The organism is Acaryochloris sp. CCMEE 5410, assembly GCF_000238775.2.
Classification (GTDB): Bacteria; Cyanobacteriota; Cyanobacteriia; order Thermosynechococcales; family Thermosynechococcaceae; genus Acaryochloris.
Genome location: NZ_AFEJ02000002.1, coordinates 1931506 through 1943370, shown reverse-complemented (window position 1 = coordinate 1943370; position 11865 = coordinate 1931506). Strand labels below are relative to the sequence as shown.

The following is an 11865-nucleotide window of genomic DNA, read 5'->3' as shown; positions in this document are numbered from 1 at the left end:
TATATTGAATGTCATGTGAGGGGGACTGACATACCTTGGGAGAATTAATCCATGAAAGTTATTCATTTGAGCCTAATTACGCTACTTCTCAGTACCTTCACGTTGTCTGGTGCCGTTGCTTTTATCTTGTTCCAAGATTTGTCGCAGACCTTAGAAGGCAAGGGCCAGAAAAACTCCAATTTACAAGTAGTCAGAGTTGCCAATTAGTTGAGGGGCTGTGTTTACCATTGAAGTGAATTTAGAGAATAGTCCAGAGATTCACCTGAGAGCGCAGCTTGAGCGAGTCAATCCATAAGGGCTTCAGCTTGTCTGATATGCCAACGCCTCGGTAGCCAAGATTAAATACACCTGGGTGAGTTGTAGCAGATGAGCTGTTACCCACGACGACTTCGGTCATAACCATTGTCTCCAAGATACCCATGAACTGAGTCCTAGGGCGGCAGAGGAATAGGGGGCATGATGATTCAAGTTTTAAGCGAATCGCTGAATCAGTCTGGGCAGGGCGGGTAGGAAGCAATGAGGAAGTCAGCCGTCATCTCGACACTGGCTGAATTGAGCGATCAGAAGCTGATATTGAATCCTGAGTGTTAAAGCTATAAGAATCTAAATACAGTCCTCATCCATAGGTCTGGGAACAGGTTAGGCAAGTCTCTTCTTTGATCGGTATAAAGCAATCGCTGGTAGTTTTTTTGTTGATGATAATTTGGTTTAAGGACTGACTTTTTACATTTATTCAGAGCGGCTGAGAGATGTGATTGGGACGATGAAAATTTTTTAAAAACCAGAAGCAAATGATGAAGATCAAGTACTGCATCAATCTTCATAAAGGCACGACCTTTATCTTTATCTTGGGTCTAATGTTGATTTATCAAAACTTTATGCTGGGGGCTTGGGTTTATTTGGCCTTACATGGCACCTATGGATTGCTGTGGTTACTTAAAGATCAACTGTATCCCGATAAACAATGGGAACAGAAATATCCATGGCCCATTCACTTATTGGGGTTTGGACTCATCAGTTTATATTGGGTGGCTCCATATCTTTTGATCAGCCGTCGTGTTGAGCCTGCTGTGCCTGTGATTGCCGGTGCAATAGCCCTCAATCTTTTTGGTGTCTTTCTCCATTTTGGGAGTGATGCGCAAAAATATTTGATCCTCAAGTATCAACCGAGATTGATTACTGAAGGCTTTTTTGCTCGTTGTCGTAACCCTAACTATTTAGGTGAAATGTTGATTTATATATCCTTTGCGATGTTGACGATGCATTGGTTGCCTTTTGTCATCCTTGGCGGTTTTTTTGGAGCTGTTTTTATCCCTAATATGCTCAAAAAAGATCGTTCTCTGTCGCGATACCCTGAGTTTGAACAGTATCGAGAAAATTCTGGTTTGTTCTGGCCAAAACTGATTGGGAAACAGAACCCAACCCCCAAAGATATGGCTAAAGTCGAGTTGAATTCATAGAAATGCTGCTGTGAATGTCGCAATTTATCAATTTAAAACGCTAAATTGCAGTCTTTCGCATAGCTTCAGTTGCGGCGCTATAATCGCACTCTGAGCCGTACTGGAATGAAAGCGGCGATCCTTCTCCATTCGTTGCAGGAGACATGTCATGAACAACAGGCTTCGTCGAGCAGTGCTGGCCTTGGTCTTAACAGCCGTTCTCACTGTAGGTACGATATTAGGCAGCTCTGGTGCAGGGATGGCTGCCACTAATTTAGCCAAACAACCTGTCATTGATGTTTATATTACGTTAGGGAATGAGGCTGGAGCCTTGCAGTTTTTCCCTGATAATCTACAATTTGAGCCGGGGCGTCGCTATAACCTGCACTTAAGTAATTCTAGTGGCCAAAAGCATTACTTCACCGCCAAAGATTTTGCGGATGGGATTTGGTCGCAAAAAGTTGACGCAGGGAATGTAGAAATTAAAGGTGCGATTCATGAATTAGAATTGAGAGCCAATACTGAAGCAGAGTGGGTCTTTGTTCCACTGCGTTCTGGAACTTATTCACTGCGATGTACCGTTCCAGGTCATACCGAAGCTGGCATGGTGGGCACGATTGAAGTTGTTGGCTGAAAGAAACCCTGCCTGGATGGGCTCGCTTGAATTCTGTGATGGCTCAGAATTCAAGCGGGCTTTTTGTCTGTCTTAAATTAGTTGGCTGGAGTGTCATCTGCCGGTGGGGCAGCGGGTGCTGCGGGTGGAGCAGCAGGGGCACTAGGTGCTTCTGGTGGTGCCGCTGCTGGAGGCTGAGGACTAGCGGGTGGGGCCGGTGCTGGCTGGGGAGCGGCAGGTACCGGTGGTAGATCTGAGTTCGTTGGGGGCTCTTGGATGGGAACAGCCGGTTGCACTGGGCTGGGGGCGGGTACAGCAGGAGCCGGTTGGACTGGCTGAGGTGCAGTCGGTGGTGCAGGTTGCGCTGGATTTACCGGAGGTAAATTAGGCTGTGGTGTCGGGGGAGTAATCGGTTCCGCTGGAGAAGGACTTTCGGGGGTTGTATTAGTTGATGGTGGCTTGGCAGGAGTTGGTGGCTTAGGAGTTGGGGCTGGGGTGACTGGCGGTAAATTGGGCTCAGAGATAGGTGAAGCAGGCTCCTTAGCCGCACAAACGGATTGGGAATATTTAATGTCGAAGGGTAAAATGACGATTTTGTTGGCGTCTTCCGCCTTGATTTTGTATTTCTTCGCTGCCTCTAATACAGCCCGATCCAGGATCGGCGAGTTAGTAGACAGGACAATATCGGAGACGACGGGTGCTGCTTTGGAACTGACCCAAATCCGATATTCTGCTTTACCTTCTAAACGATCTGGACAGGCTTCTTTGGGGTAGTTGTAGGTAACAAAGCGTTTGACATTCTGAGCCGGAGGCGCAACGGAAGAGGAAGCCAGAGAATTACTATCGTTAGGGTTCGTACTGCTGTCTATCCCGCCTACATTCGCTGGACTTAGAGGTGTGGTATTGCTGGCGACAGGACCGGGGGCAGCGCCTGGTGGAGGCAAAGGACCTGTAGATCCTGGATCTGGTGGCAAATTCGGTAAATCGGAGGTGCCGTTGAGCCAAGCCTGAAAGTCTTCATCACTCAGGGATGGACCGGAATTGCTGGGAGGTGGGGTTTGCTGCGGTGGGGCAGGGTTTCGTCCAGGGGGTAATGCTGCTAAGGAATTGGGATCAAAAGGGGTAAAGCTCGTCTGTGGAGGAGGAGGAGGCAACTCCACAATCGAAGAGGCAAAGGGGTCAAAGGCTGGATTGGGGGTATCAGTGACGGGCAATTCAGCGAGACCATCAGGGGTGGTGATGTTGAGGGGTAAACCCGCTACACCAGGAGCTGGGGGTGGGGCATTGGGATCAATGGCCGGGTTGGGTTGGGCAGCCGGATTAGGTTGAGATTTGAGCAGACTGACGACTCGCAGTTGTTTCCTGTCTGTTTGCTGGCCTGTTGCGGGTACGAGTGCTAAACCGGCAAATAACACACCGTGAGCCGCGATCGAAGCCATCATGGCAAGGTTCCCAGGTCGTTGCCATGATTTGGAAAACAGTTGATTAGAAGAGCCGTTCATAAAAAATAAAAATAGATAGTTATGGGTCAGCAATCAGAGCGCCTAGGGCTTTGACCTAAGGTGATATTACTGTTAAGACGGATCAAAAAATCGGTTGTTTCAATTTCTGATCGCTTTAAAATTGGGTTGTTTTACCTATAATAACAACCCGTATCAACAGATTTGAAAAATGCTTTGCCTAAGGAATAATGGAGATTCGCTTGTCAAGGTTCCCAAAGGTTACTAGAGTAAGGAAGGACGATTCAGACGCTATTCTAAGGCGTACACAAAGGAGTTATCACCGTGGTAGAACCTCTGTTAGCAGGTATTGTACTTGGCCTAGTTCCAGTGACTCTAGCTGGACTATTTGTCGCTGCATGGCAACAATACAAGCGTGGAGAAGAGGTTGGATAAAGTTTGTTAAGCCTCGCAGGAAACAGCTCTGTGTGAGCTGTCCACAATATTTGTTATCTGTAAATCAGAGAGATGGGTTCGTCTCTCTGATTTTGTTTAGGTCGGTTGTGTGACCTGGAAAAAGGTCAGGGCTGTGTTGCCATAGATGCGTGTATGACAGATGTGGAGTGTTGTGGGAATGGAGAATTGCTGCTGGGGACGATGTTCGACGGCGAGTTCTCCTGTGGCTTTGAGGAGATTGTGGGTTGCGATCGCATCTAGTACTGCTCCATATAAGCCGCCATCATAGGGTGGATCAAAGTAAATCCGATCAAAAGACTGACTTTGCAATTTAGCCAGCCGTTTGACGACATCTCCCCGCAGAACTTGAAAGGTTTGGGCTGGACGGGCCACAGACTGCCAGTTCTGGCGGATAATCCGGCAAGCCTCACCTGCCTGTTCAATGCCATAGACCACTGCGGCTTCTCGACAAAGGGCTTCGGCTCCCATGGAGCCGCTGCCGGCACAGAGATCGAGCCAATGGCACCCCTGGAGATAATGTTGCCAGCGATTAAATAGGGCTTCCCGTACCCGAGCAGTAGTGGGGCGGGTCTGTAAGCCGGGTAGGGTTTTAATCTGACGGTTACCGTAAATTCTGACCATCAGTCTGGTGGTTCAATATAGCCTTGGATATTTTCGGGGTCATATCCTCGCAGAATATCAGTGGCTTTGCGGGTCAGGGATTCTGAACCTTTAACCACCACTATATATTTCCCTGCATTGAGGCGATTGCGATAAACCAATGCATCGCCACTGCCCGTTGTTAAACCGGCAAGCCCTCCTGAGAACAACCCACCAAAAGCACCAAAAGAAGCGCCGAGCAGTCCGCCTAAAAGGACATTAATCACCGTTCCCACCCCAGGAAAAAGGCGGATGCCCGTGTATAGCTCAAAGGTGGATCCAAAAATTAGCCCTAAAGGGATGGAAAAGTTCATTAGCCGTCGGGCTTGTTCGCGGGCGGGCTTTTTGGGATCAATAAAGCCAAATTCATCAGCGCTTTTATAACCTCTGCCCAATATAGAAACTTGAGTGAGGGGAATGCCTGCTTTTTCTAAGTCGGTATAGGCGGCTTCTGCTTGGATGCGGTCGGCTAGAACGGCAATTAAGTAATTCATGGGGGTCAAACAGCGGGAGTCACCAAGGTGGCCTGCACCTGCTCAACAAAGTTGGCCAGGATTTGTAACCCGAAAGTGGAGGATTTTTCGGGGTGGAACTGAACGGCCATTAGGTTATCTCGGGCAATGGCTGCGGTAATGGTTTGAGTGCCGTGGGTGACGGTGGCGGCTTTAACAGTGGGGTCAACGGGATCAACATAGTAGGAATGTACGAAATAGACCCAAGGCTGAGCAGGAGAATGACGCCATAGGGGCAAATCAGGTTGTTGATACTCCAGTTGGTTCCAGCCCATATGGGGAATGGTAATGCCGGGTTCGGATTGGAAGCGCTTAACGGTACCGGGAATAATGCCTAATCCAGCTTCAGTCCCTTCTTCACTGCCTTCAAACAAAATTTGTAGCCCTAAGCAAATGCCGAGAAAGGGTTTGCCGCTGGCGAGAATGTCTTGGATGACGGGAATCAACTGGCGCGATCGCAAATGCTGCATCGCTGGATCAAAAGCACCTACGCCGGGTAGAACTACCGCATCCGCTGATACCAGATCCTCCGGCCGATCGCTGACAATTGTTTGGGCCCCAGCTTCTTGCAGTCCTTTGCAGGCTGAATGCAGATTGCCCATATCGTAGTCAATCACGGCGATGATAGGCATTCATCCCTTCCTTTCCCAGCTAGGCCACATCTCTACTTTATTACCTTATCGCTTTCTCTTCGGTTTCAGCGAGGTGACTGGATTTGGAGTCAGCCCTATTGGGGAAATTTGTGATGACGGACATCATCACAAAATTGCTGCACGGCTCCAGTAATCGATTCCTGCAAATTGGTATAGGCTTTGGCAAAGGGCGGTTGCCATGCAGACAGGCCCAAGATATCGGCTGTAACCAGCACCTGGCCATCACAGCCTGGACCTGCGCCGATGCCAATGGTGGGAATGGTCAATGTTTGGGTGATTTTCGTGGCTAGGTGGGCAGGAATATGCTCCAGAACAATGGCAAACGCGCCTGCGGCTTCCAAGGCAATCGCTTCTTGTAAAATACGATCTGCCTCTACATCGGAGGTCCCTTGACGTCGATAGCCGCTGAACTGATGAACAGACTGGGGGGTTAAGCCCACATGTCCCATCACTGGGATTCCTCGTTCAACCAGATAGTGAACGGTTTTCGCCATATCTGGATATCCTCCCTCTAGTTTGACGGCGGCTACGCCTGCCTGTTGCAATAAGGTCCCAGCACTTCTCAAGGCCTGTTGAGGACTTTCTTGATAGCTCAGAAAGGGTAGATCACAAATGACTAGGGCATGGTTGACCCCTCTAGTCACAGCTTGGGCATGGTAAAGCATTTCGTCCAAGGTCAACGGGAGAGTGGTGGGATATCCTAATGCGACCATGGCTAGGGAGTCCCCCACCAATAGGACATCGACTCCTGCTTGATCTAATAACGTTGCAAAGGGAAAGTCCCAAGCGGTCAGGACTGAGATGGGACGTCCCTGTTCTTTCCATGTCCGTAGCTGATGAATGGTCACAGCCATAGTCTTATGGCTCCTTTGTGTCTTCTTTCCCAGAATAAAGGGTCTTCGATGGGTTTCAGGGAGGGGTATCCTGACTTGCGCTGGTCTGAAGTAAAGATCTAAAGACAATTTTAAGTCTTGAATTTGGTTACGTTAGACCAAAAAGTCAAAAATATATTCACTAAAATAAGGATATCTGAGGAAAATCTGATCCATTTGTCACTTGAGACGGGTAAATAAGCTCACTCAACCGTTAAAAGTTGATGCTATCCCCGTTGATCTAGGTTATTAATCATAAAGAGAGCTAAAACGATGTTTAGATTAACGTTCGTTTGTACAACCCTATTGATGGTGGTGCTGAGCATGGGGGGAGAAGATGCCATGGCTCAACAACGAGGGCAAAATCAGCAGTCAGCTTCCTCCAAGACCGGCGATGCTAAAACCTTGGGGGTCCAGGAAGTGGGTATCCGTTCTTGGCAACCTCAACCCAAACAACTGCCTGAACCCCAGGAACTCAGTATTGGTCTGCCGCCACAGGTAGAACTCACGCCAGGCCCCGATAAACCCGGTGCGATCCCCGAACAGGAAGATCATCGGGGAATCCAAGTGAAAGTTTTAAATCCTTAAATCGGTCTTTATGTTTAGAAGTGAGGAAAGCGTTTTTTAGGATGCGCTCATCAAAAACCAAAGCCCTTTAGGTGTTGAATCTAAAGGGCTTTGGTTTATAAATGGAGAAGCGCTCAAGTCATAAACTTAGGGAGCTAGAGCGTTGCCTCTAATCAAGCTGCCGATAGTTTTAGCGGTAATCTTGATTTGCTTCAGGGGATTCATGGGAACCACCGTCTTATACAAATAACTATCAAACGTCATTTGTTGAACATCTTCATCGGCACACATTTCCACGAAGGCTTCCCGTGTCGCATCGGAACGGTAGAAGACTCGTTGCAAAATATCGAGCACCTTGTAGGTCATGCCGTAGGCTTTATCCCAACGCTTCAGATAAATCTTCAGCTCATCTTCTGTGGGAATTCGCTGACCATTATTGGAAAACTCAACGATGGCTTCAGCACACATCCGAGCAGACTTGGCGGCAAAGTAGATGCCTTCGCCAGAAGACTTCGTCACAGTACCAGCAGCATCACCGACTAAGGCAACCCGACCAACAACTCGGCGAGGACGTGGATGCTCAGGAATGGGGTGAGCTTCCACTTTGATAATTTCACCACCAACGAGACGATGAGCGGCACGAGCACGAATACCGGCCTGTAACTTCTTGATGTCAGCCTGGTTGACCTTCATGGTGCCAGTACCAACGGCAACGTGGTCGTATTTGGGGAATACCCAAGCATAGAAGTCAGTGGAGACATCGTCACCGACGTACATCTCGGCGCGATCTTGGTAGTATGCCATGTACTCATCAGGAAGGCGAATGCGCTCCTGAAATGCGATCGCATAGTTGTAGTCGCCTGCTTTAATCTCTTTTGCAATTCTGGAGTTTGCGCCATCCGCACCGATCACCAAGTCGACTTGGAGGGTTTTCATCACCCCTTCAGCTCGACCGCCGGTTAAATCAGCATAGTGAATTGTATAAGGCTGGTTGGCTCCAGTGGGGAAATCCAGCTTATTCACGGTGCCATTGATCAACTTCGCCCCTAATTTCGCGGCGCGATCGCGCATAAAGCCGTCAAGGACTTCCCGACGGCACATGCCAATATATTCACCCTCATTTTTAATGTTGATATCCACCTCAACATTAGAAGGAGAGATCATTCTCATCTTTCTAACTTGACGATCAATAATCTCAAGGGGGAGATCAAATTCGTCCACCATGCACAGCGGAATCGCACCACCACAAGGTTTAGCGTTATCTAATTTACGCTCAAATAAATAGGTCTCAATACCAGCCTTTACCAGCGTTTCTGCTGCTGATGAACCGGCTGGCCCTGACCCAACAACTGCTACCCGAAGTGCCAAGGCGATCCTCCAAACTTTTAACGGCTACGTAGCGAATCGTATCACGGGGATCCTGACCAAATGCCATCTACAGCCGTTCACAAGGGTAACTTGCAACACACCTTAACTTTTTCGTTACAGACCGAAATGATTTAAGTCATCAATTTTAGACATGGCTTTATCGGCTTTTTGCCATCAATTCGATTTGTCTAAAGCTGTAGCCTATGGTCTATGACCGTTATACAATTGCGCTGTTCCCTAGGATGCAGAACGATTGACCAAATTGAAACCGAAACCCTAAGAAGTGTAAGATACACTCCTTTGAAATCATAGACATTCTATTGCAAAATATTACGACAGGTTAGCTTCGGAGAGCTTCAGAAATAATGGAAAAACCGTTCGATCGATTAAAAAAGGATTTGAGAAATTTTGCCAAAGCTGGCGCCAAAATGGTCAACATTGACGTTCCCGAGGTTGAAGAAAAGCCCATCATCGCAGAACCAGCCCCCGAAGCGCCCGTTGCCCCCCCTCAGTCCGCTAAAAAGGCTAAGAAAAAAGACGATATTCCCATTAATATATACCGTCCTAAAACCCCCTTTGTCGGGAAGTGCTTATCTAATGAAGCCCTAGTGCGAGAAGGAGGCGAAGGGAGAGTTCAGCACCTCATGTTTGATCTGTCCGAAGGAGATCTCCGCTATATCGAAGGTCAAAGTATTGGCATTATCCCTGCTGGAACAGATGCCAATGGTAAACCCCATAAGTTGCGTCTCTATTCCATTGCCTCGACTCGTCATGGCGATCGGGTCGATGATAAAACGATTTCTCTTTGTGTTCGCCAATTGGAATATGACCATCCTGAGACTGGAGAGCGGGTCTATGGCGTGTGTTCCAAGCATCTATGCGACATGCAACCCGGTGATGATGTCAAAATTACGGGGCCAGTGGGTAAAGAAATGCTGTTACCCGATGATCCTGAAGCCAACATCATCATGATGGGAACAGGCACTGGTATCGCTCCTTTCCGCGCTTATCTATGGCGGATGTTCAAAGAAAAGCATGAAGACTATAAGTTCAAAGGCTTAGCCTGGCTTTTCTTTGGGGTCGCTTACACTCCCAATATCCTTTACAAGGATGAGTTAGAAGAGCTACAGAGTCAATATCCTGATAACTTCCGGTTGACCTATGCCATTAGCCGTGAGCAAAAGGCCGCAGATGGTAGCAAGATGTATATCCAAAGCCGTATTGCTGAACATGCCGATGAATTGTGGGAGTTGGTCCAGAAGGAAAATACCCACACCTATATTTGTGGTTTGAAAGGTATGGAAGGCGGGATTGATGAAGGAATGTCCGCTGCCGCTGCTAAGCATGGCGTGGATTGGTCCGAGTATCAGCGAACCTTGAAGAAGGCTCATCGCTGGCATGTAGAAACCTACTAAATCAACAACTTCAGCCAGCTATCAAAAAGGAGCCTCTCACATGGGAGGCTCCTTTTCGGTTGTTAGAGTCAGGGGGCAAGTTAGCTAATGAAGCTGTTTCTAGAAGAGATAATCTGCTTGCTTCTAGGCGTTGCTAACAAATCTATGGCTTGATATCTGGCCCCACCCGATTAGCAATAATGCTTATAGCTCAGGTGCAATCGTCGGTGTATCGGGCTGAATCGCAACATCGATGGACGTAGGGATGGCTGCTTGCTTAAAGCGAGGGACATCCGCAACTGAGCTATTTACAATCGTGAGCAAGGGATTGGAGAGGACTCCAGCCAAAGAGGTCGCAATTAACGTGAGGACCAAGCCCACTTGTAAGGGACGCATTCCTAAGGGTTTCCAAACAATGCTGGGATAGTTTTTGATCACCTCAGACATATCTTGAGGCTCTTTGACCACCATCATCTTGATGACTCGAATGTAGTAGTAGATGGAGACCACACTAGTAATTAAGCCCAGGAGAACCAGACCATAGGCTCCGGCTTGCCAACCGGCCCAGAAGAGGTATAGCTTGCCGAAGAAGCCTGCAAGCGGCGGTATCCCCCCCAAGGAGAGCAAACAGAGGCTCAAAGCTAGGGTCAAGAGAGGATCCTTAAGATAGAGGCCAGCATAATCGCCGATTTCATCTGTGCCAGTTCGGAGAGAGAACAGAATCACACAGGTAAAAGCACCCAAGTTCATAAACAGGTAAATCAGCAAGTAGAAAACCATGCTGGCGTAACCTGCCTCTGTACCAATGACGAGGCCAATCATGACAAAGCCCGCCTGACCAATGGAAGAATAGGCGAGCATTCGCTTCATGCTGGTTTGGGCAATAGCAACCACGTTACCTAGTACCATACTTAGAATGGCCAAGGCAGTAAAGATAAATTGCCACTGTTCCACTAAGTTGGGGAAGGCTTGGGTTAACAGGCGAATGGCCAAGGCAAATCCGGCTGCTTTCGACCCTACGGAGAGAAAGGCAACCACTGGAGTGGGTGAGCCTTCATACACATCGGGTGTCCATTGGTGGAAGGGGACCGCCGCAATCTTGAAGCTGATGCTGGCAATCACAAACACCAGGGAAATGACTAGGGCCAGAGATTTAGAAGTGTCGGTTAAGGCTAGGGCAATGTCATCCAAATGGGTTTTGCCACCGGAGAGGCCATAGAGCAGGGAGAGACCGTATAGAAAAACGGCGGAACTCGCTGCACCGATCAGCAGGTATTTTAAGGCGGCTTCATTGGAGCGAGAATCGCGCTTCATATAACCTGTCATCAGGTAAGAAGCGATACTCAAGGTTTCCAAAGAGATAAAGATCATGACGAGTTCTTCTGCACCGCAGAGGAACATTGCTCCGACCGTGGCGGTCATCAGAACCGTCATAAATTCGCCGATAGAACTGCCCGACTGTTCGATATAGCGCACCGACATCAGGATGGTGACGAGGGTCGACAGGGCAATAATGGCTCTAAAGATAATGCTGAGATTATCGGCATGAAAGCTACCCAGAAAACCGATGGAATCTGCTTGATCCCACTGGGCATATAGCAGATAGAGGCAGGCTACCAAACTTGCGATCGCAAGGTATGGGGTCCATTTTGCCGATGAACGACCAAAGGTAATATCTCCAAGGAGAACAAGAATCAACGAGATCACCAAAACGCCTTCAGGCAAGATGGTGGTGGCATTTAGCTGGCTAGCGAGATTGGCAACGTCCATTAGTCAAGAGTGGTAATGTCTTTGGCGACATAAGCCCAGTCATCCAACAATAAAGTTCAATGGCAAGGATTATGTTGAGAATTTTAACGCGCAAGCGCCAACAACCAAGATACCAAGTTAAG

The 11865-nt window shown here is 48.3% G+C and carries 13 protein-coding genes and 1 pseudogene; 6 read left to right on the top strand and 8 right to left on the bottom strand.

What is annotated here, in order from left to right:
- Positions 1-51: 51 nt before the first annotated feature.
- The gene (locus tag ON05_RS29775) at positions 52-207 is read left to right on the top strand and encodes a hypothetical protein (RefSeq protein ID WP_010474555.1); all 156 of its coding nucleotides are present in this window, start codon (positions 52-54) and stop codon (positions 205-207) included.
- 31 nt (positions 208-238) lie between these two features.
- On the opposite strand, the gene ON05_RS29770 is transcribed toward ON05_RS29775, so the two are convergent.
- The gene (locus ON05_RS29770) at positions 239-397 is read right to left on the bottom strand and encodes a hypothetical protein (RefSeq protein WP_175307224.1); all 159 of its coding nucleotides are present in this window, start codon (positions 395-397) and stop codon (positions 239-241) included.
- Positions 398-794: 397 nt separating this feature from the next.
- On the opposite strand from ON05_RS29770, the gene ON05_RS29765 reads away from it, so the two are divergent.
- Both ON05_RS29765 and ON05_RS29760 read left to right on the top strand, forming a co-directional pair.
- Entirely contained in the window at positions 795-1460 is a 666-nt protein-coding gene (locus ON05_RS29765; protein WP_010474551.1) for an isoprenylcysteine carboxylmethyltransferase family protein, read from the top strand.
- 148 nt (positions 1461-1608) lie between these two features.
- A complete protein-coding gene (locus ON05_RS29760; protein WP_010474548.1) occupies positions 1609-2073 on the top strand; it encodes a plastocyanin/azurin family copper-binding protein in 465 nt (154 codons plus the stop codon).
- 77 nt (positions 2074-2150) lie between these two features.
- Here ON05_RS29760 and ON05_RS29755 read toward each other — a convergent pair whose 3' ends face one another.
- On the bottom strand, positions 2151-3494 hold the full coding sequence (locus ON05_RS29755) for an energy transducer TonB (RefSeq protein WP_262562474.1): 1344 nt from the start codon (positions 3492-3494) through the stop codon (positions 2151-2153).
- A gap of 342 nt (positions 3495-3836) precedes the next feature.
- Here ON05_RS29755 and petG point away from each other — a divergent pair, with 342 nt between their 5' ends.
- The gene (gene petG, locus ON05_RS29750) at positions 3837-3947 is read left to right on the top strand and encodes a cytochrome b6-f complex subunit V (protein ID WP_010474545.1); all 111 of its coding nucleotides are present in this window, start codon (positions 3837-3839) and stop codon (positions 3945-3947) included.
- Between the two features lie 96 nt (positions 3948-4043).
- Here the strand turns inward: petG and rsmD are convergent, their stop codons facing one another.
- From rsmD to panB, 4 genes are all read right to left on the bottom strand, one after another.
- Complete coding sequence (gene rsmD / locus ON05_RS29745; protein WP_010474543.1) at positions 4044-4589, bottom strand: 16S rRNA (guanine(966)-N(2))-methyltransferase RsmD; 546 nt, start codon at positions 4587-4589, stop codon at positions 4044-4046.
- Positions 4589-5101: a hypothetical protein gene (locus ON05_RS29740; protein ID WP_010474541.1), complete on the bottom strand. Its 513-nt coding sequence runs from the start codon at positions 5099-5101 to the stop codon at positions 4589-4591. Before ON05_RS29740 ends, rsmD begins: the two co-directional genes overlap by 1 nt.
- Before the next feature lie 5 nt (positions 5102-5106).
- The gene (gene hisH / locus ON05_RS29735; protein WP_010474540.1) at positions 5107-5751 is read right to left on the bottom strand and encodes an imidazole glycerol phosphate synthase subunit HisH; all 645 of its coding nucleotides are present in this window, start codon (positions 5749-5751) and stop codon (positions 5107-5109) included.
- Positions 5752-5846: 95 nt separating this feature from the next.
- On the bottom strand, positions 5847-6626 hold the full coding sequence (gene panB, locus ON05_RS29730) for a 3-methyl-2-oxobutanoate hydroxymethyltransferase (protein ID WP_010474538.1): 780 nt from the start codon (positions 6624-6626) through the stop codon (positions 5847-5849).
- A gap of 291 nt (positions 6627-6917) precedes the next feature.
- Between panB and ON05_RS29725 the strand changes: the two genes are divergently transcribed.
- Entirely contained in the window at positions 6918-7232 is a 315-nt protein-coding gene (locus ON05_RS29725; protein WP_010474535.1) for a hypothetical protein, read from the top strand.
- A 126-nt stretch (positions 7233-7358) separates the two neighbouring features.
- Here the strand turns inward: ON05_RS29725 and chlP are convergent, their stop codons facing one another.
- Positions 7359-8579: a geranylgeranyl reductase gene (gene chlP / locus ON05_RS29720; protein WP_010474534.1), complete on the bottom strand. Its 1221-nt coding sequence runs from the start codon at positions 8577-8579 to the stop codon at positions 7359-7361.
- A 359-nt stretch (positions 8580-8938) separates the two neighbouring features.
- Between chlP and petH the strand changes: the two are divergent.
- Positions 8939-9994 (top strand): annotated as a pseudogene (gene petH, locus ON05_RS29715) (ferredoxin--NADP reductase); the annotation flags it as partial.
- 183 nt (positions 9995-10177) lie between these two features.
- On the opposite strand, the gene ON05_RS29710 reads toward petH, so the two are convergent.
- Positions 10178-11743, bottom strand: a complete 1566-nt coding sequence (locus ON05_RS29710) for an NAD(P)H-quinone oxidoreductase subunit N (protein WP_010474528.1) — start codon at positions 11741-11743, stop codon at positions 10178-10180.
- Positions 11744-11865: the final 122 nt, after the last annotated feature.

Excerpts from the sequence above, each read along its gene's own strand:
- ON05_RS29775 (WP_010474555.1), top strand. The coding sequence starts at position 52 with ATGAAAGTTATTCATTTGAGCCTAATTACGCTACTTCTCAGTACCTTC.
- ON05_RS29770 (WP_175307224.1), bottom strand. The coding sequence starts at position 397 with ATGACCGAAGTCGTCGTGGGTAACAGCTCATCTGCTACAACTCACCCA.
- ON05_RS29765 (WP_010474551.1), top strand. The coding sequence starts at position 795 with ATGAAGATCAAGTACTGCATCAATCTTCATAAAGGCACGACCTTTATC.
- ON05_RS29760 (WP_010474548.1), top strand. The coding sequence starts at position 1,609 with ATGAACAACAGGCTTCGTCGAGCAGTGCTGGCCTTGGTCTTAACAGCC.
- ON05_RS29755 (WP_262562474.1), bottom strand. The coding sequence starts at position 3,494 with ATGATGGCTTCGATCGCGGCTCACGGTGTGTTATTTGCCGGTTTAGCA.
- rsmD (WP_010474543.1), bottom strand. The coding sequence starts at position 4,589 with ATGGTCAGAATTTACGGTAACCGTCAGATTAAAACCCTACCCGGCTTA.
- ON05_RS29740 (WP_010474541.1), bottom strand. The coding sequence starts at position 5,101 with ATGAATTACTTAATTGCCGTTCTAGCCGACCGCATCCAAGCAGAAGCC.
- hisH (WP_010474540.1), bottom strand. The coding sequence starts at position 5,751 with ATGCCTATCATCGCCGTGATTGACTACGATATGGGCAATCTGCATTCA.
- panB (WP_010474538.1), bottom strand. The coding sequence starts at position 6,626 with ATGGCTGTGACCATTCATCAGCTACGGACATGGAAAGAACAGGGACGT.
- ON05_RS29725 (WP_010474535.1), top strand. The coding sequence starts at position 6,918 with ATGTTTAGATTAACGTTCGTTTGTACAACCCTATTGATGGTGGTGCTG.
- ON05_RS29710 (WP_010474528.1), bottom strand. The coding sequence starts at position 11,743 with ATGGACGTTGCCAATCTCGCTAGCCAGCTAAATGCCACCACCATCTTG.